This window comes from Sorangium sp. So ce321 (genome assembly GCF_051530195.1).
Taxonomy (GTDB): Bacteria; Myxococcota_A; Polyangia; order Polyangiales; family Polyangiaceae; genus Sorangium.
This window is the reverse complement of sequence record NZ_CP150329.1, coordinates 9429974-9448946: the sequence shown is the minus strand read 5'-3', so window position 1 is coordinate 9448946 and position 18973 is coordinate 9429974. Positions and strand designations below refer to the sequence as shown.

Here is an 18973-nt window from a genome sequence, read left to right as displayed (position 1 = left end):
ACCGCGTCCGGGAGGCACATCTGCGCTTGACAATTACACGGGATCCATCGATGGTGGCGCGGTCGTAAGGTTCCGTGCGTATTGTTTCTTCTGCTCAACTTTCAACTTCATCGGAGATCTTCACTATGCTTTCTGCTTCAAGGTCGGCTGCTTGGAAGCGTTCCTGGCTGTCGCTGGGCGGCTCGCTTCTTCTGGCGCTCGTGGGAGGCCTCACCGCCGTTGGCTGCGGTGACGACGACACCGGCGGGTCGGGCGGCGCGGGCGCGTCCGGCGGGTCGGGCGGCGCGGGCGCGTCCGGCGGGTCGGGCGGCGCGGGCGCGTCCGGCGGGTCGGGCGGCGCGGGCGGTGATGAGGCGGTCGAGACGGTGCCGCCGTCTGGCAGTGAGCTGATCCGCGTCAACCAGGTCGGGTATCTGCCGATCGCCGCGAAGGTGGCGACGGTCGTCGCCGCGGCGGACAAGCCGCACGCGTGGGAGCTCATCGACGCCGCCGGCGCGGTTGTCGCCAGCGGGGCGACCCATGTCGTGGGCGACGACGCGAGCTCTGGCGAGCACGTGCACACCATCGACTTCAGCGATTTCGCCACGGCCGGCGAGGGCTACAAGCTGCGCGTCGGGGACGTGACCAGCCATCCGTTCGACGTGGGCCCGAACATCTATTCTCAGCTGAAGTACGACGCGCTCGCCTACTTCTATCACAACCGCTCGGGCATCGAGATCCTGGAGGAGTACGTCGGTGCAGATCACGCGCGCGCGGCGGGGCACCTGCCCGATCAGGCGCCTTGCGGCGCGGACATCGGTTGCGTGTACACGCTCGACGTCACCGGCGGCTGGTACGACGCCGGCGATCACGGCAAGTACGTGGTCAACGGCGGCATCTCCGCGTGGACGCTGCTGAACCAGTACGAGCGCCTCGCCGCGCTCGGGTCCACGGTGGGCGACTTCGGCGACGGCAAGCTGAAGATCCCCGAGAACACGAACGGCGCCCCCGACCTCCTCGACGAGGCCCGGTGGGAGGTCGAGTTCATGCTCAAGATGCAGGTGCCGGAAGACGAGGACAACGCGGGCATGGTGCACCACAAGGTCCATGACCTGGAGTGGACCGGCCTGCCGCTGCCTCCGGCCGAGGATCCGCAGCCGCGTTATCTGCGTCCGGTCAGCACGGCGGCGACGCTCAACCTGGCCGCCACGGCGGCCCAGGCCGCGCGCATCTGGCGCGACATCGACGCCGCGTTCTCTGCGGAGTGCCTCGAGGCCGCGACGCGGGCCTGGACCGCGGCGAAGGCGAACCCGGCCGTCATCCCGGACGAGAGCGCGGTCGTGGGCGGCGGCGCCTACGGTGACGCCGAGCTGAGCGACGAGTTCTACTGGGCCGCCGCCGAGCTCTTCATCACCACGGGCGAGGCCGCGTACAAGACCGAGGTCACGGGGTCGCCCTACACCGCCGCGCTCCTCGGCGAGAGCGGCACGTTCAGCGCCATGACGTGGGGACAGGTCGACGGGCTGGGCGCCATCTCGCTCGCCGTGGTCGAGGCCCAGCACTCGGCGACGGAGCGCGAGGCGGCCCGGTCCAAGCTGGTCGCCATCGCCGACAAGTACCTCGCGGTCATCGGCGAGGAAGGGTACCGGGTCCCCTTCAAGGCGGACGCGAACGGGTATCCCTGGGGCTCCAACTCCTTCGTGCTCAACAACATGATCGTCCTGGCGCTGGCCCACGACTTCAGCGGGGAGCAGAAGTACCTCGACGGTGTGGTGTCGGGCGCGGACTACATCCTCGGGCGCAACGCGATGGACAAGTCGTATGTCTCCGGCTACGGCGAGAGCCCGCTGATGAATCCGCATCATCGCTTCTGGGCTCACCAGCTGGACGAGTCGTTCCCTTCCGCTCCGCCCGGCGCCGTCTCCGGCGGGCCCAACACTGCCCGTCAGGATCCGGTGGCCATGGAGCAGATCGACGCCGCCTGCGCGCCGCAGAAGTGCTATATCGACGACATCGAGGCGTGGTCGGTCAACGAGATCACGATCAACTGGAACGGCCCGCTGGCGTGGGCCGTGTCCTGGCTCGACGAGAAGGGCACGACGTCCGGCCAGTGACCCGCCGCTGACGTCGATGACGTGGAGCGCCGTGCGGTCGCGTGACCGCACGGCTCGCCCCGCCGGCCCTGCACCCACGGCCACGGTACGGACAGCCGCGGGCGGACGCCGGGGGCTGAGCCCGAAGCCGGGAGCCGGGCGCCGGGCGCCGGGCGCCGGGCGCCGAACCGGATCCTGAAACCGAGAACCGAGCGCCGAGCGCCGAGACGAGAACCGAGCGCCGAGACGAGAACCGAGCGCCGAGACGAGAACCGAGCGCTTGACGCCGGGCGCTGAATGCCGAGCGTCAAACGCTGAACAACGCCGAACCCGGCGCGTCTCCGCGCTCGGTGCGCGCTCGGCGTGCGATTCGTCGCGACAGCCGTCCAGCTTCTGCTAGGTTGCGCGGCTTTCATGAATCCAGACTCAATGCTCGACGCCTTGCCCGCGCCGCTCGCGGGCGCGCTCGCCCGCCGCGGCTTCACCTCCCTCACGCCCGTTCAACAGGCCGTCCTCGCTCCCGATCTCGCCGGCCGAGATCTCCGCGTCTCGTCGCAGACCGGCTCGGGAAAGACTGTGGCCATCGGCTTCGCCCTCGCCCCCCGCCTCGAGCGCGCCCTCGCCGAGCGCGCCTCCGCGGCCGCGCCCGACGGCGCGCCCCGCACAACGGCGGCCCCGGCTGCGGTGATCATCGTCCCGACGCGCGAGCTCGCCGCGCAGATCGCCGCCGAGCTCAGCTGGCTCCTCTCGCCCCTCGGCGCGCGGGTCGCGTGCGTCACCGGCGGCACGAGCTTCGGCGCCGAGGCGCGCTCGCTGCGGCGCGACCCGCTGGTCATCGCCGGGACGCCCGGCCGCCTGCTCGACCATCTCGAGCGCGGGACGATCGATCCGCGCGGCGTCCTCGCCCTCGTGCTCGACGAGGCGGATCAGATGCTCGACCTGGGCTTCCGCGAGGAGCTCGAGGCGATCGCCGGCAGGATGCCCGAGGACCGCCAGACCCACCTCGTCTCGGCCACCTTCTCGCGCGAGGTCCGCGCGCTCGCCGATCGCTTCCAGCGGGACGCCGTGAGCGTCGAGGGGACGCGCCCCGGCGCGGCCAACGTCGACATCGCCCACGTCGCCCACCTCGTGCTGCCGGCGGAGCGCGACGCGGCGATCGTGAACCTCCTGCTCCTCGCGCCCGGCGAGCGCACGCTCGTCTTCGTGCGCACGCGCGAGGGCGCGGCCGAGCTCGCCGACAAGCTCAGCGCCCTCGGCCTGCCCGCGGGCGCCCTGAGCGGCGATCTCGAGCAGCGCGAGCGCACGCGCACGCTCGACGCGTTTCGCTCCGGCGCGATCACCACCCTCGTCGCGACCGACGTGGCGGCGCGCGGCATCGACGTGCCCGAGGTAGGGCGCGTCATCCACGCCGATCCCCCGGGCGATCCCGAGATCTTCACGCACCGGAGCGGACGCACCGGGCGAGCCGGCCGCAAGGGGACGAGCGTGCTGCTCGTCGCGCCGTTCGCGCGCGAGCACGCGCTGCGGCTGCTCCGGCGCGCGCGCGTCGAGGCCACGTTCCGGCCGATCCCGTCGCCCGACGACGTGCTGCGCGCCGCCGACGAGCGGCTGGCGGCCGAGCTCGCCGCCGCCCGCCGGCACGACGCGGGCGCGGCCGGCGGGGCCAGCGCGGTCGACGGGGCCAGCGCGGTCGGCGACGGCGCGGTCGACGGGGCCAGCGCGGTCGGCGCCGGCGCGGTCGACGGGGCCAGCGCGGTCGCGGACGGCGCGGTCGCCGTCGGAGGCGGCGCGGCCAGAGACGGCGGTGCCCGGGGCGACGCGGGCGCGGGCCGAGCGCGCGAGGCGTCGGGCCCGGTCCCCGAGCCGCGGCTCAAGGCGCTCGCCGAGCGCCTGCTCGCGGACATGGATGCGACCGAGCTCGTCACGGCCCTCCTCGCGCGGGCGAAGCACACCGGCCCCTGCGCGCCGCAGCCCGTCACCGCCGTCGCGCCGCCCCGGTCCGAGCCGTCGCGCGACCGTTCGGCCAATCACCGCGGCGACGCTGTCCTTCACCGTGGCGACGCCGCTCGCCGCGGCGGCGGCGGGTATCGCGGCGACGTCGTTCACCGCGGCGACGCCCACCGCGGCGGTGCGGCTTACCGGGGCGACGCCCACCGCGGCGGTGCGGCTTACCGCGGCGACCCTGCCTACCACGGCGGTGCGGCTCATCGGGGCGACGTCGCCCACCGCGGCGGCGCGGCTCATCGGGGCGAGCCTGCTCATCGCAGCGAGCCCGCTCATCGCGGCGGCGACCCCGCTCGCAGCGGCGCCGCGGAGCACGCCCCGCGCCTCCCGTTCGTGCCCTTCCAGGTCAACTGGGGGGAGCGCCACGGCGCCGACCCCCGGCGCCTGCTCGCCCTCGTGTGCCGCCGCGGCGGCGTGTCGAGCCGGCAGATCGGCGCGATCCGGATCGGCAGCACCGCGTCCGTCGTCGAGGTGGCCTCCCCCGCGGCGCCCGATTTCGCGCGCGCGGTCAACCAGCCCGACGCGCGCGACGCGCGGATCCGCATCGTCCGCGCGAGCTCGATGCGGGTCGATTAGCCCGAGCTCCGGCGCCGCGGGCCCCGCTGCGCCGACGCCGGGCGCGCGGCGCCGGGCGTAGATCGAGCGCGGCGCACCGCAACGGCGCGCTACCGCGAGCGCGCCGGCCCGCCCGCTACGGAGATAATCGCCCTTAAAGGCAGGGGTTTCCTGATTTCTCGACGACCTCAGGTGTTGTACAAGGGCCAGGTGAACCTAAGCCCGAACAACAAGCCAGCCATACGCCGTCTTGCGAGCCCGGCCGCAGTGCTCGCTGCATTGCTCGGTCTTGCCGCTGTCGGATGCGGCGGCACCGTGCCTCCGCCGAACGACCAGCTCGCCGCTTCCCAGGCCGCCATCCGCGCGGCCGACGAGGTGGGCGCCGAGACCGACCCCCAGGCCACGCTCCACCTGAAGCTCGCCCGCGAGCAGCTCGATCAGGCCAAGAAGCTGATGGAGGCCGAGGACAACGAGTCCGCCACGCGCCTCCTCCAGCGCGCCGAGGCGGACGCCGAGCTCGCGCTGGCGATCGCGAAGGCGCGCTCCACGCAGGCCGAGGCGCAGGAGGCGCTGAAGCAGGTCGATCAGTTGAAGCAGGCGGGGGTCAAGTGAAGCGAGAGGTGAAGGTGATGGCTTCTGGAATGAAGAACCTGTCCTTGCCGAGCCGGTCCCTCGCGCTGTGCGCCGCGCTCTACGCGGCGTCCGGGTGCAGCGCGGCGATCCCGCCGAAGGAGCTCGTCGACGCTCGCTCGAGCTACACGCGCGCGGCCCAGGGCCCGGCGGCGAGCCTCGCGCCCGCCCAGCTCGACACGGCCAAGCAGGCGCTCTCCCGCGCCGAGGGGGCGTTCAACGAGGACCCCGAGGCCCAGCAGACGCGCGACCTCGCGTACATCGCCGAGCGCAAGGCGCGGGAGGCCGAGGCGACCGCGGCGCTGCAGCAGGCGCAGCGCGACAAGGCCGCCGCCGAGCAGAACTTCAAGGATCTCTCGCAGCAGCAGCTCGCCACCGCGAAGGACGCGCTGCAGAGCGGCGCGCAGCAGATCGAGCGGGAGCGACAGGCGCGCGCCCAGGCCGAGAGCGGGCGCCTCCAGGCCGAGAGCGCGCGGACCGAGGCCGAGAAGGCCCGTCAGGAGGCCGAGGCGGCGCGGCGCGAGGCCGAGCGGGTCGCGAACGCGGCGCTCGCCAGCCTCAAGGAGATCGCCGCGGTGAAGGAGGAGAAGCGCGGCGTGGTCATCACGCTCTCCGGCGCGGTGCTCTTCGCGTCGGGCAAGTCCGAGCTCCTGCCGATCGCGAAGGAGAAGCTCAACCAGGTCGCGACAACGCTGAAGGATCAGGGGTCGCCGCCCTTGCGGATCGAGGGGCACACCGACTCGACCGGCTCTGCCCAGGCGAACCGCAAGCTCTCCCTCGATCGCGCCGACGCCGTGAAGACGCACCTCATCAGCGCGGGGCTCCCCGCGGACAAGATCGCGACCGTCGGCCACGGGCCGGACCGTCCGGTGGCGGACAACTCGAGCGCCGAGGGCCGAGCCAACAACCGGCGCGTCGAGATCATCGTCAATCCCACCTCCGCACAATAAAGCGATAAAGCGCGTCGCGGACCTCGCGCCTACCGGCGTCGGCGGTCCGCGGATCCGGCGCGGCGGGCGTCTGCCGATCTGGATCGGTCCTTGGACGAGAAGGGGTTGAACCGCCAACACGTCAAGGACGCCAGGAGAAGACAGCTCATCCGTCTTCCCTCTGCCGTCCCCCGTCTTCCCTCTGCCGTCCCCCGTCCCTCTCGTCCCCCGTCTTCCCTCTGCCGTCCCCCGTCCCTCTCGTCCCCCGTCTTCCCTCTGCCGTCCCCCGTCCCTCTCGTCCCCCGTCTTCCCTCTGCCGTCCCCCGTCCCTCTCGTCCCCCGTCTTCCCTCTCTCGTCCCCCGTCCTCGTCCGGCGTCGGCGTGCGCGTGCGCGTGCGCGTGCGCGTGCGCGTTGATCTGCACGTGTGCTCTCTCGCCGACCGGGATCGGTCCGGGCGAGCACGCGCACGCGCACGCGCACGCGCACGCCGGACGAGGACGGGAGAGGGAAGACGGGGGACGTAGAGCGCGAGAGGGAGGGACGTAGAGCGCGAGAGGGAAGAGGGGTAGAGCGGTAGCTGGATGAAGCGGTCCTCACGACAGGTGACGAGGCGACCGCGCCGCAGTCACCGCGGGCCAGGCTCATCGTCGCGAGAGGCGCGGCGCGCGAACGGCTGAAGCGCAGGCGCTCTCACCGAGTGAATCCCGGCTTCCCTCACGCTCCCCCGCCTCGACGAAGCAGGCGCGGGGCGCCTTGCGCTCTCCTCGATCAGCCCCTCGAACCTGTCGAACATCCCCTGAAGCTCGCGGTAGCACCGGTCGACGAGCTGCAGCGCCTCTGCCTCCACCTCCGGGGCGAGGACCATCGACTCGATACGAGCGTCCGTGCAGTCCTCGAAGACGTCGTGCGCCTTCTCGACGTCGAGGTGCGTCTGAGAGAAGTAACGCAGGGGGCGTTGCTCGCCGATGCGCTCCAGGTAACGCGCGAAGCGCTCGAAGAAGACGTGCCCCGCCGACTCGAGCGTCAGGAGCAGCGTGAGCTGGCTCGCGTCGTGACGCGCGTTGAACACCTCCGCCATCAGCGCGAAGCTCGCGTGGCGCGCGGCGTGATGAGGCCGGGCGAACAGCTGCGCCGCCGTGGGGACCTCGATGCCGAGCGCCGCGAGGTCGCCGAGGAACCAGCGGTCATGCCCGGCGTCCTCCAGGCGGTGGCAGTGTACCATGCGCTTGAACTCCGGGTCCGTCACCCGCTCGTCGGAGATGCGCAGGATCTCCTGGAACGTCATCACAAAGAACGTCAAGCAGAGCGGGAACGGGGCGAGGTGATCGAGGGGCGGGTCCGCCTCGAGACGGGCAAAGAACGGGTGGTCGCTGAAGCGCGCCTGACGGCTCACAATGTGTTTCTGGACTGTTTTCATGACCTGGCTTTCTCCGAGAGCGCGTAGAAGTGTAAAATTTAATGCAAAACACGTACCGGAACATGGGTTGTCCGGCTCCTCGACGCGCAGTCAGCGGCGAAATTTCTCATAGGGCGGTAACCGGCTGATGTGGTCGGGAGTGGGAGTACAGCATGCGCAAGACGAAGAACACGAAGGATGCGGTGCAGCAGCTCGATCGACGTACGTTTCTCGACCTCCTGGGGCTGGGGGGGCTCGGCCTGGCCTTCGCCCCGGGCTGCGCGCTGGGCGACGCGGGTCGCGAGCCGGGTGAGGGGGACGAGGCGCTGGCGGAGGGGTCGAGCGCCGCCTCTGCGCTCTCGCTCACGACCAGGCTCACCGTGGACTACGGTGTTCAGTACCCGCTCGTCAGCGCCGGCATGGCGTTCGTCAGCCTCCCTCCGCTCGTCTCGGCCGTCTCGAACGCGGGGGGCATCGGCGTGCTGGGGGCGGGGATCGAGCCGCCTCCCGTGGTACAGGCGCGGATCCAGGCGATCAAGGCGCTCACGCCCAACCTGTTCGGCGTCGATTTCATCGTCGGGACGGGGCCGTCAGGCCCGTTCATCACGCAGGACCATATCGACGTCTGCATCGCCGAGGCGGTAGAGCTCGTGATCTTCCACTGGAACACGCCGGACGTCGCCTGGGTGAACGCGCTCCACGCGGCGGGGGCGAAGGTCTGGGCTCAGGTGGGCTCGGTGGCGGCCGCGCGTGCCGCGGTCGCGGCCGGCGCGGACGGGATCATCGCGCAGGGAGAGCAGGCCGGTGGACACTGCCGGGCCACGCAGAAGACGAACCCCCTCGTTCGTGACATCCGCAGGCAGGTGAACCCCGCGCTGCTCCTCGCCGCCGGGGGGATCGCGGACGGCGAGAGCGTCCTGAGGGCGCTGGCGCACGGCGCCGACGGCGTGGTCGTCGGCACGCGCCTCGTCGCCTCCACCGAGGCCTACGCCCACCCGGACTACAAGGCTCGCCTCGTCCGGGCGGGCGATAACTCCACGGCGGTACAGACCTTCTTCGGCCCGGAGTGGCCGAATCAGCGCCAGCGCGTCCTGCGCAACCGGGTCGTCAATCGGTGGGCCGGGAAAGAGAGGACGATCCCGAGCCCGCCCCCGCCGCCCGCGACGATCGGCACGACCGTCCTGTTTCCCGGGGTGCTGGACGTTCCGTACGTCATGCCCAAGTTCAGCGCCATCGTCCCCACGCCGGATACGGTGGGCGACCTCGAGGAGATGGACATGCCCGCCGGCTCCGAGAGCGTCCTGGCCATCGCCAGCGTCGTGCCAGCAGCCGAGATCGTGGCGACGATGATGACCGAGGCGCAGGACATCCTCGACGCGCTCGGAGCCGGCGCGCTCGGACCCGAGGTGCTCGAAGCGGGCGTCTAGCTGCCGGGAAGTCCCGCGACGACGACGAGTCCGACGACCGACGCGCGGCGTGGCGACCGCGGCCGGGGCGCGCCGCGGCATCGCGCGCCGGCCTTCCGCGTTGTGCCGCGAGCGGCCGTGGTGATAAGCACGGCGCGTGACCGGCTTCATCCGCGGGATCTGGCAGGAGTACGTCATCGACCTGCGCGACCGGCTCGACGCCGAGGCCGCGCTGTACCGGACCACCACGCCGGCGGGCGAGGTCACCCGCCGGATCGTGAGCGTGTTTCTCACGGTGATCGGCGTGCTCATCTTCGTCCGCTTCGCCGGCAACGAGAACGACACGCGCTGGATGGTCCAGGGCCTCCGCGCCGTGGGCCTCGACGATCTCGCGGCGCGGCTCCACGACGCGCTGAACACCTCTCCGGACCGCCGCTTTCACCAGCGGATCGTCTGGGCGGCCGGCCGCCTCATCGGTTATCTGCTCCCGACCCTCCTCGTCGCGCGCCTCGTGCTGCGCGCGCCGCTCCGGAGCCTCGGCCTGCGCGTCCGCGGGACAGCCCGCCACATGTCCATCTATGCCTTCTTCTTCGCCGTCATGGCGCCTGTCCTTTACGTCGCGTCCCTCTCGCCGGCCTTCCAGGCGAAGTACCCTTATTACAGGGTCGCGCGCGGCGAGGATCTCTGGCCGTGGTTCTGGGGGTGGGAGGCTCTTTACGCCGCGCAGTTCGTCGCGCTCGAGTTCTTCTACCGCGGCTTCTTCATCCACGGCATCCGCCGCGCGCTCGGTTACGCCTCCATCTTCGCCATGATGGTGCCCTACACGATGATCCACTTCGGCAAGCCCCTGCCCGAGACCCTCGGCTCGGTGCTCGCCGGGTTCATCCTCGGCACGGTGAGCCTGAAGAGCGACTCCATCTGGGGCGGCTGCGCGATCCACATCGCGGTCGCGACATCGATGGACCTCCTCTCCCTGCACCACCAGGGCCTCCTGTAGCAGCGCGCAGGCGAGGAGAAGAGACGCCGAGCGCCCGAGGTCAGGGCCTCCGCGCGAGCTGCGGCTCGGTCTCCCGCACGCTGTCGCGGGACCGGAGGCGCTCGCACCACGCGCGCAGACGCGGGTGAGGATCGAAGAGCGACGCCTCCGGGGTCAGGAGGAGATAGCGGACGATCGGCAGGACCATGATGTCCGCCATCGTCAGCCGATCGCCCGCCAGGAACTGCCGGTCTCCGAGGAAGCGATCGAGCTCGGAGAGGGATGTCCGCACGACCGGGACCGCCGCCTGCACCACGGCCTCGTCCGGCGCGAGGCCGCGCATCGCCGCGAACAGGCGCTGCCCCACGACGCCGGGGCCCGCGGCCCTCCAGAAGTACGCGTCGAGGATGCCGATCGCCTGGTTCATCCGCGCCGCGTCGCGCGGATCGCTCGGCTGGAGCGGCGGAGAGGGCACCACCTGATCGAGATACCGCAGGATCGCCTGGGTCTCGTACAGGACGAAGCCGTCGTGATCGAGCACGGGCACCTTCGCGAACGGATGCCGCTCCCGGTGCGGCGGCTGGAGGTGCGCGCCGAAGGCGACCTCGACGAGCTCATAGGGAATCTTCTTCTCGACCAGCGCGATCTCCGCGCTCCACGTGTACGTCGAGCCAGGGGTGCCATAGATGATCGTGCGCGACATGACAGCTCCTTTGACGAGAGACAAAGGCGCGGGCGCGCAGCGCGAGCAGGGCGCGCAGGGATGGAGCGCCCCCTCGCCGCGCCTCCGGCGGTGCGCGCCAGCGCGCGGCCGAACCCCGCGCGCCGTAACGCGTAAGTCATTGCTTACCGATTGTGCGGGTCCTGGTCAAGCGGAAGATCGTTCTTGCGGCGACCTGTGCGCCTGCGCATGCTGGGGTCATGGATCCGGTCGGTGCGGTGCTGGCGGCACTCGCTGATCCGACGCGGCGAGAGATCCTCGAGCGGGTGCGGGCACAGCCGCTCTCCGTGGGAGACATCGCCAAGACGGTGAGCGTCAGTCGTCCCGCGGTGTCGCAGCACCTGCGCGTGCTGGAGGACGCCGGGCTGCTCCGCTGCCACAAGCGCGGCCGCCACAACTTCTACGAGGTGGATCGCGAGGGGCTCAGCGCGCTGCGCTCCTATGTCGAGAGCTTCTGGGACGATGTCCTCGGCGCCTTCCACGCGGCGGCGGTCGAGGAGGCGGAGCGCAAGAAGAGGCATTGAGGGCCGCGCGCCGCGCGAGGCGCGTCAGGCCAGGGTCCTGCCGCCGTTCACGGACAGCTTCTGACCCGTGATGAACCCGGCGGCGTCGGACGCGAGGAACGCGACGGCGTCGCCGATCTCGTCCGGCTTGCCCATGCGCCGGAGCGGGTTGCCCGCCGCGTAGCCCTGCATGGCCGCCTCGGTCGCGCCCTCGCTCAGGTGGCGCTCGACCGGGACCCAGCCGGGCGCGACGAGGTTGACCGTGATCCCCCACGGGCCGAGCTCCTGCGCCCACGATCGCGTGAGGCCGAGCTGCGCGCCCTTGGCCGAGACGTAGCTGGAGAACTCGGGGACGCCCTGCTCGAACACCTCGGACCCGATGTGGATGATCCGGCCGGCGCGGCGCTCCTTCATCCCGGGGACAACCGCCTTCGCGAGGAGGACCGGGCTCTTCACGAAGAACTCGAGCTGGTCGAGGCAGTGCTGCCAGGTCAGCTCCTCGAGCTTCACGAACGGCTGCGGGCCCGTCGCGTTCACCACGAGCACCTCGATGGGGCCGAGGCGCGCCTGCACCTCGTCCACGAGGCGGGCGACGTCCCGCTCGTCGCGCACGTCGGCCTGGAACACCTCGGCCTCGCCGCCTTCCCGCCGGATGTCCTCGACCACGCGCGTCGCCCCCTCGCGACCGCCGAAGTAGTTGACGGCGACCCGCGCGCCAGAGCCCGCGAGCTTGCGGGCGATGGCCGCGCCGAGGCCGCGGGAAGCGCCGGTGACGAGGGCAACGCGTTTGGACAGATCGTGCGCCATGAGGAGGCCTCTCCAGGAGTGGGGGACCGCGGCTCCCTCGTCGCTACCAGGGAGATCGGCCGCGCAGGCGCGCCTCCGAGGGGCTCCCGTCGCCGCAGCGCTGCGTGCCGCGCGCGCAGAGGCCGCGGTCGGTCAAGGCATGTGTAATGACCATGATCCAGCAATACAAGATTTTTCCGTCGTCCTTCGCGCGGCGAACCTGGGGGCTGGTTCTCCTCGATCAGAATCGAATCGATTTCGACGCAACGCGCTGTCGCGCAACGTTGAAAAGAGTATGCTGGGACACATGGATACACGTGCATCTCACCCCGCCCTGAGACCTCTCGTGATGCTCGCCATGGGCCCTGCTTTCTGTGCTGCCGTGGGGATCACCGTGATCCACGCGTGGATCGACGCGCGGCGCGGGCCGCTGGAGGGGCGACGGCTCGCGCGCGCCGCGGCGCGGCATCACCGCGGGCGCGAGGGCGGGCGAGATCGCGAGCGCGAGCGCCGGCAGGTCGAGCTCTGAGCGCCGCGGCGCTTCCCGGGCGCGGCGATGGCCCGGCTCAGCGCACGAGCAGGAGCCAGAGGAGGGCCGCGGCGGTCGAGGCGAGCGTCACCGGGACACCGACCCTGGCGTAGGAGCGAAAGCCGATCTCGCGCTCGGCGCCCACGGTCTCCACGACGATGATGTTCGCCACCGAGCCGAGCAACGTGAAGTTGCCCGCCAGGGTGGAGACCAGGGCCGTCGCGATCCAGGCGAGGTGCGGATCGGGCTGGCTGCGGATGTACGACTCCGCGAGCAGGATGAAGGGGACGTTGGAGACGATCTGACAGCCGACGAGCATCGCGATGCTCAGGCCGACGATGCCCAGCGTCGGTCCCGAGGGCATGAAGGGGCTCGCGGCGCGCAGCGCCTGCTCGGGCATGCCGGTCTTCTGCAGGCCCGCCACGACGATGAAGAGGGCGCCGAAGAACACGAGCACGGTCCACGACACCCGCTCGAACAGGCCGGTCGCGTCGCGGCGGTGCAGCAGGATGGCCGCGGTCGCGCCGCCCACCGCCGTCCACGCCAGGTTCGCGCCGAGGACGAACAGCACCGAGACGACCGCGATGCACGCGATGGGCACGAGGGCGCTCGGCCGCGCGCCGGGCGGCGGCGGCGCGGGCTCGGGCTCGGGCGCGGAATCGAGCGCGGAATCGAGCGCGGAATCGAGCGCGGAATCGAGCGCGGGATCGCGCGGGGGCGTGCGCGCGGCGATCCGGCGGCGGAGGAGGAGGTGCAGCGTCACGGCGGTCACGGCGAGCCCGATCAGCGCGGCGGGGCCCGCCTCGAGCAGGTACGTGCGGTACGAGATGCCCGAGAGGTGGCCGACGAGCATGTTCTGCGGGTTGCCGGCGAGCGTGAGCGCGCTGCCGGCGTTGGCGCCCATCGCGAGGGCGAGGAGGTACGGCACGCGATCGAGCCCGGCGCGCCGGGCGGTCCGGTCGACGAGCGGCGCCAGCATCACGCAGACCGAGTCGTTCAGCAGCACCGCGGACGCGAGCCCGGCGCCCAGCGTGACGAGGTAGAGCAGGCGGACCGGCGACAGGTCCCGCCGGGCGACCCACGCGGCGGCGAGCTCGAACACCCCGGCGAGGTCGAGCGACGCCGAGAGCAGCATCATGCCGAGCAGGAGGCCGATGGTGTTCGGCTCGATCGCTCCGAACGCCTCGTGCGGCGTCAGGCCGGCGCCGGGATCGAGCGAGCTCAGGATCACCATCGCGCACGCCCCTGCAAGCGCGCCGGCAGGGCGCCCGATCGGCAGGAGCGACAGGCGCCGCGCGGCGATGAGGACGTACGTCGCGGCGAACACGAGGAGGACGGACCACACGGCGCGGCATGAGAGCGGCCGGGCGTGTGCCTGTCAAACGGGTCGAAGCGCGCGGGACGCCGGCGGCGGCGGCGCAGCCGGGCGCGCGGCGAGCCGTCTCGCCGCCAGCCGGCGTTCCGGCTAAGCAGCGGCGGCCGCGGACCCGCGCGGGCGCGGCGCGCCCCCGGGCTCCGCGGGGGACGCCAGCCCATGGCCAAGCAGCTCTCGACCCCCACCGCCATCGTCCTCGGCAGCGCGATGATCGCCGCCGCCGTCTACCTCGGCCTCCGCCACGGCCCGGCCGCGGTCGCCCCGGACGCGCGCACCGCCGGCGCAGCACCCCCGGTCGAGGCCGGGCCGGGGGCCTCCGCCGCGCCCGCGCCGAAGAGCGCGAAGGCCGTGCCGCGCGACGAGGTCGCGAGGCAGGCCGCGCTGGCGCTCGACGCGCACCGGCCGACCCTGATGGACCGCTGCTACAAGCCGGCGATCGCGGCGAAGCCGGAGCCGCGCGCGGTGAAGTACGTCTTCAACATCACGTTCGACGCGGGAGGCCGGCAGATCGCGCGCGGCCTCATCGAGGACCAGGAGACGGCGCGCCCCGAGGTCACCGCCTGCCTCGTCGCCGCGCTGCCGCCGGTCGCCATTCCGGCGCCGGGCGCGAACGTGCGCGTGGAAGTGCCGTTCTCGCTGCCGTGACGGAGGGGTCGGGCTCATCGGGCCGTACGCGAGCGCGTCGCCCTTGACGCACCTGCCTGAACGCCCGATGCCGGAGCGGTGACGCCCGATCAAGCCTTGAAGGAAGCGACCACCGGCGCGCTTCGCCCCGTCTACCTCGTGCTCGGTGAGGAGCGCTGGCTGGTGGATCGCGTGGTGAGCGCGATCCGGGAAGCGGCGGCCAAGGGGGGCATCGCCGGCTTCAACGAGGACAAGTTCACCGCGGGCGACGCGCCCGTCGAGTCGATCCTCAACGCCGCCCGCATGCTCCCGATGATGGGCCCGCGCCGCTTCGTGCTCGTGCGCAGCGTCGAGCGCTGGGAGAAGAAGGACGACGGCGACGACGGCGACGGCGACGACGAGCGCGGCGCGAGCGGCAAGCGGGGCGTGAAGCAGGCGAGCCCGCTCGACGCGCTCGCGGAGTACGCCAAGGCGCCCGCGCCGAGCGCGGTCCTCGTCCTCGTCGCGGCGAAGCTCCACGGCCAGCGCCGGCTCGTCACCTCGGCCAAGAAGGGCGACTTCATCGTCTCGTGCGAGCCCCTGAACCGCCGCGCCTTGCCCGGCTTCATCGCGACGATGGCCCGCGACAAGGGCAACCCGATCGCGAGCGACGTGGCCGAGCAGCTCGCCGAGCTCGCCGGGCCCGAGCTCGGCTACGTGGTCGACGCGCTCGAGCGGCTCTCGCTGTACGTCGGGCCGAAGCAGCCGATCACCGAGGACGCGATCGCGCAGGTGGTCATCCGCGTCCGGCAGAGCACGGTCTGGGAGCTGATCGACGCGCTCGGGAGGCGGCGCCTCGACCGGGCGCTCGCGGCGCTCGCCGACGCGTACGACCCGCGCGACGGCGGGCTGCGCCTGCTCGGGGCGGTCTCGTGGTCGGTCCGCCAGATGGTGAAGTTCGAGTCGGCGCTCGCCACGGGCGCGAGCCAGGCCGAGGCCGCCCAGCGCGCGGGCGTGGCCCCCTTCAAGGCGAACGACGTGGCGCAGTCGATCCGCCAGCTCCCGAAGGGCGCGCTCGCCGGCTGGATGCGGCTCCTGGCCGAGACAGATCTCGCGCTGAAGAGCAGCCGCCGCCCGGCGCAGGCGGTGCTGGAGACGATGCTCATCGACATGTGCTCGCACTGAGCAGAGGGGCGACGGCGGTCTCACGGCGCCGCGCAGCCCGAGGAGCCCCTGCTGGTCGCTCGACGCGGGCAGGCACCGTGCTCGAGCCCAGGTGCCCTCGCTCCTGCGGCCCATTCTGGACCGATCATTCTGGAACGATCGGTCCAGAATGAACTGCAGGAGCCAGGTGAGTCCGGCGAGACCCCCGGGGCGCGAGCCCCGCAGGGCTCCTCGGGCCGCGCAGCGCTGTGAGGCCTCCCGCGCAGCCAGGGACGAGCTGACGCGGCGCTACCCGAGCAGCGCCTCGAGCACGCCCTTCTCCCGGAGGTCGCTGAAGCTGTGGGTCGGGGCGCAGGCGTCGAGCTCCGCGAGGGCGTAGGTGCCAGTGGCGACGGCGATCGACTCGGCGCCGATCGCCCGGGCGGCGGCGATGTCCTTCGGCGTGTCGCCGATGACCACGACGCGGCACGCCTCGAGGGGCGCCTCGAGCATCGCCGCCCCGCGCGCCGCGCCGATGCGCAGGAGCTCGTCGCGGCGCTCGTGGTCGCAGCCGAAGCCGCCGAACGCGAACCGCTCGTAGATGCCGACGCGCGTGAGCTTCGCCTGCGCGCCCGCGCGAACGTTCCCCGTGCCGAGGCCGATGGCGCAGTTCGCCCGCCCGGCGGCGGCGTCGAGCGCCTCGAGGACGCCGTGGTGGACGCGGGTGTCGCCGGCGAGCGACATTTCCTCGGCGAGGATCTCGACGTAGATCGCGAGGAGCGCGTCGATGGCGCCCTCGGTGACCTCGCGCCCGAGCGCCTCGAGCCCGGCCCGGATGATGGCGCGGTCGGTCATGCCGGCGAACGAGAACGCCTCGCACGCGTCGCTCCGGTCGGCATACCGGGCGAACGCGCGCTCCATGGCGCGCCGGCCTGCGCCGCCGGTGGAGAGCAGGGTGCCGTCGATGTCCCAGAGGAGGACCGTGGGGCGCATGTCCCCATGGTAGATGCGGCGCGGCCCGAGGGCGAGCGCGGAGGCGCGGCGGGCGGCCTCCAGGCGGCGTCACCGCAGCGGCCGGGCGGGCTTGAAGTGGCTCCGTACCCGACCGAGGTTGCGGTTCCGCACCCGACCCAGGTTGAGCCGAGCGCGACCCAGGTTGAGCCGAGCGCGACCCAGGTTGAGCCGGACCCAGGTTGAGCCGAGCGCGACCCAGGTTGAGCCGAGCGGTTCCGTACCCGACCCAGGTTGCGGTTCGCGGCGGTTCCCCGTCGCCCGGACAGGGGCGGCGGTCGCCCGGACACGTAGCGCGTCGCCCGGACAGGGGCGGCGGTCGCCCGGACACGTAGCGCGTCGCCCGGACAGGGGCGGCGGTCGCCCGGACACGTAGCGCGTCGCCCGGACAGGGGCGGGCGGTCGCCCGGACAGCGCACCGACGCGTCCGGTGGCGGTGCGACCGTCCCACGGGCGCGGGCGGTCACGGCTCCTGTCCGGAGACTGACGCATCCCCTCAAATTCTTCGGAAAATTCACAGGGAGGCGGGGAGACGGGGAGGGAAATCCAGAAATACTCCCTGTCTCCCCGCCTCCCTGTTCAATTTCTCCGCTGAAAAGGGCTGCAAAATAAGGGGATTCCGCAGGTCCGGAGGACCCTTTTCGCTGGAGTTGCCGTGTGCGCGTCAGCTGCGGTCGACATGGACGCCGCTCCGTTCCCGCCGTGAAGTTCCATGTTCGAGCGTGAGTGCACGGAGGTTGATAATTTTGATGCGATCGACGTAATGCATGCTGTTGGCCTGACGTCTGCCTTCGTGTCGAGCGCTCCGCAACCATGCGGCGATCTCTGGTAAGAACGGCTGTCGAGAGCGTGGAATCGCGTCGGACGAGCTCTCGTTCCAGCGGCTCGACTCCGGGTAGGGGGAGCACCGAGCTCGCGGCCACCTCGCGAACTGCACAGAGCGCCCTCGTCGCGCGGAGGACGCCCGGGAGACAAGACCATGAGATGCTCGCCACGAGGCCTGATGACCGCGGTTCTGCTGCTGCTCTCGTCCCCGGCGCCGGCAACGGCAGAGCCGCCCCCGCGGCGCCCTCCCTCGACCGGGCCGGAGAAGGAGATGCTCGACCAGGCGAAGCGGCTCGTGGACCAGGGGCGAATCGCGGACGCGCGCGACATCCACCTCACGTTATGGCGGCTCACGAGGAGCGCCTCCGACGCGTTCCGCGTCGGGATGCTGTCGTTCAGGCTCCGCGACTTCCAGATGGCGGCGGAGTTCCTCGCGATCTACTTCGACATGGTCGGCACCCCCGACGCGCCGAAGATCTGGGTGCCGCCGGGCTTCAAGGAGAGCTACGAGCTGGCGCGCGCCAACTTCGCGGAGGCGCGGCGGCACGTCGGCGCGCTCGACGTGCGCGTGAGCGAGCCCGGCGCCGCCGTGCTCGTGGACGGGCGGCAGGTCGGCGTCTCGCCGCTGAAGCTCCCCGTGTTCGTCGCGCCCGGGCAGCACCGCGTTGGCGCGCAGCTCGCCGGGGCACAGGTCGAGGTGCCGGCCGCGGTCGACGCGGGCGGGGAGCGGACCGTCTGGCTGGTGCTCCAGCGCGCCGGGGCCGAGGCGCCCGGGGCTCCCCGGGCGAGCAAGGCGGCGGAGCTCCCCGGCGCGACCCCACCTCTTCCACCGCTTTCGGCGCGCGGCCCGGCGCTCCGGTGGTGGACCGTGGGCGGGCTCGCGGCCACGTCGGTCGCTCTCGGCGTGGTGGGCGGCGTCTCGGTCGTGGAGGCCAACGACGCGGCCGACGACAGGGACGCCGCCTTCGTCCGGGCGCGCTGGGAGGTCTTCCGTTGCCGGCCGGGGCTCCCCGCCTGTGACGCCTATGCGGAGGCCGACGGGCGCGCGAAGGCCTTCACCGCGCTGTCCGTGGGCGCCTTCATCGGGGCCGGCGTGGCGGCCGGCGGCGCCGCGGCCGCGGGGCTCCTGCTCGCGCCGCAGGCGAAGGTCCGTTTGGGGGCACTCGGGGCCGCTCCCGGCGCGACCCTCTCCTACGCCTGGTAGCCGCCCGACATCGTACGGGCGTGCTCGCGAGCGCGGCGCTGAGTTCGTTCGTAGAACAGAGTCCATTTTGGCAGAGAATTCGTGTGCGCTCGACGTAATGTGTTCTGCGCTCGTCTTTGGACATGCACTTCGGATCTTGCTGTGCCGTGCACGAGGACGCCTGGTATCGTGGCGCGCATGTGGAAGCGGCACCTGTGTGCCTCCTGCGCGGTGTTCCTGGCGGGCGCCCTCTGGGTGGCCTGCAGCGGTGACGCCTACGTCGATGTGGAGCAGGAGCCTCCATGCGATTCGACCGAGGAATGCG

The 18973-nt window shown here is 72.1% G+C and carries 16 protein-coding genes; 11 read left to right on the top strand and 5 right to left on the bottom strand.

The genetic code is table 11. The features are described 5' to 3' along the window. Positions 1-200: 200 nt before the first annotated feature. From WME89_RS34860 to WME89_RS34845, 4 genes are all read left to right on the top strand, one after another. Positions 201-2093: a glycoside hydrolase family 9 protein gene (locus WME89_RS34860; RefSeq protein ID WP_438003959.1), complete on the top strand. Its 1893-nt coding sequence runs from the start codon at positions 201-203 to the stop codon at positions 2091-2093. A 393-nt stretch (positions 2094-2486) separates the two neighbouring features. Further along, positions 2487-4652: a DEAD/DEAH box helicase gene (locus tag WME89_RS34855; RefSeq protein ID WP_438003958.1), complete on the top strand. Its 2166-nt coding sequence runs from the start codon at positions 2487-2489 to the stop codon at positions 4650-4652. Between the two features lie 294 nt (positions 4653-4946). Further along, positions 4947-5243 (top strand): DUF4398 domain-containing protein, encoded by a 297-nt coding sequence (locus WME89_RS34850; protein ID WP_437618907.1) that lies wholly within the window; start codon positions 4947-4949, stop codon positions 5241-5243. A 17-nt stretch (positions 5244-5260) separates the two neighbouring features. Beyond that, positions 5261-6211: an OmpA family protein gene (locus tag WME89_RS34845; protein WP_438003957.1), complete on the top strand. Its 951-nt coding sequence runs from the start codon at positions 5261-5263 to the stop codon at positions 6209-6211. 605 nt (positions 6212-6816) lie between these two features. On the opposite strand, the gene WME89_RS34840 is transcribed toward WME89_RS34845, so the two are convergent. After that, entirely contained in the window at positions 6817-7584 is a 768-nt protein-coding gene (locus tag WME89_RS34840; RefSeq protein ID WP_438003956.1) for a hypothetical protein, read from the bottom strand. A gap of 176 nt (positions 7585-7760) precedes the next feature. Between WME89_RS34840 and WME89_RS34835 the strand changes: the two genes are divergently transcribed. Together WME89_RS34835 and WME89_RS34830 are read left to right on the top strand one after the other, a co-directional pair. Next, complete coding sequence (locus WME89_RS34835; RefSeq protein ID WP_438003955.1) at positions 7761-9014, top strand: NAD(P)H-dependent flavin oxidoreductase; 1254 nt, start codon at positions 7761-7763, stop codon at positions 9012-9014. Positions 9015-9150: 136 nt separating this feature from the next. Beyond that, positions 9151-9990 (top strand): CPBP family glutamic-type intramembrane protease, encoded by an 840-nt coding sequence (locus tag WME89_RS34830; protein WP_438003954.1) that lies wholly within the window; start codon positions 9151-9153, stop codon positions 9988-9990. A gap of 40 nt (positions 9991-10030) precedes the next feature. Here WME89_RS34830 and WME89_RS34825 read toward each other — a convergent pair whose 3' ends face one another. Continuing rightward, positions 10031-10672: a glutathione S-transferase family protein gene (locus tag WME89_RS34825; protein ID WP_438003953.1), complete on the bottom strand. Its 642-nt coding sequence runs from the start codon at positions 10670-10672 to the stop codon at positions 10031-10033. Between the two features lie 218 nt (positions 10673-10890). On the opposite strand from WME89_RS34825, the gene WME89_RS34820 reads away from it, so the two are divergent. Then, positions 10891-11214 carry an ArsR/SmtB family transcription factor gene (locus tag WME89_RS34820; RefSeq protein WP_437752437.1) on the top strand — a complete coding sequence of 108 codons (324 nt, stop codon included), beginning with the start codon at positions 10891-10893 and terminating at the stop codon, positions 11212-11214. 24 nt (positions 11215-11238) lie between these two features. On the opposite strand, the gene WME89_RS34815 is transcribed toward WME89_RS34820, so the two are convergent. Beyond that, positions 11239-12000 carry an SDR family oxidoreductase gene (locus WME89_RS34815; RefSeq protein ID WP_438003952.1) on the bottom strand — a complete coding sequence of 254 codons (762 nt, stop codon included), beginning with the start codon at positions 11998-12000 and terminating at the stop codon, positions 11239-11241. Between the two features lie 286 nt (positions 12001-12286). Between WME89_RS34815 and WME89_RS34810 the strand changes: the two genes are divergently transcribed. Continuing rightward, positions 12287-12508: a hypothetical protein gene (locus WME89_RS34810; protein WP_438003951.1), complete on the top strand. Its 222-nt coding sequence runs from the start codon at positions 12287-12289 to the stop codon at positions 12506-12508. 37 nt (positions 12509-12545) lie between these two features. Here the strand turns inward: WME89_RS34810 and WME89_RS34805 are convergent, their stop codons facing one another. Continuing rightward, the gene (locus WME89_RS34805; protein ID WP_438003950.1) at positions 12546-13853 is read right to left on the bottom strand and encodes an SLC13 family permease; all 1308 of its coding nucleotides are present in this window, start codon (positions 13851-13853) and stop codon (positions 12546-12548) included. Between the two features lie 189 nt (positions 13854-14042). On the opposite strand from WME89_RS34805, the gene WME89_RS34800 reads away from it, so the two are divergent. Further along, complete coding sequence (locus tag WME89_RS34800; protein ID WP_438003949.1) at positions 14043-14528, top strand: hypothetical protein; 486 nt, start codon at positions 14043-14045, stop codon at positions 14526-14528. Positions 14529-14624: 96 nt separating this feature from the next. Beyond that, positions 14625-15671: a DNA polymerase III subunit delta gene (holA, locus tag WME89_RS34795; RefSeq protein WP_438003948.1), complete on the top strand. Its 1047-nt coding sequence runs from the start codon at positions 14625-14627 to the stop codon at positions 15669-15671. A gap of 267 nt (positions 15672-15938) precedes the next feature. Here the strand turns inward: holA and WME89_RS34790 are convergent, their stop codons facing one another. After that, complete coding sequence (locus tag WME89_RS34790; protein WP_438003947.1) at positions 15939-16622, bottom strand: HAD family hydrolase; 684 nt, start codon at positions 16620-16622, stop codon at positions 15939-15941. A 1021-nt stretch (positions 16623-17643) separates the two neighbouring features. Here WME89_RS34790 and WME89_RS34785 point away from each other — a divergent pair. Further along, complete coding sequence (locus WME89_RS34785) at positions 17644-18669, top strand: hypothetical protein (protein WP_438003946.1); 1026 nt, start codon at positions 17644-17646, stop codon at positions 18667-18669. The last annotated feature ends 304 nt before the right edge of the window (positions 18670-18973 follow it).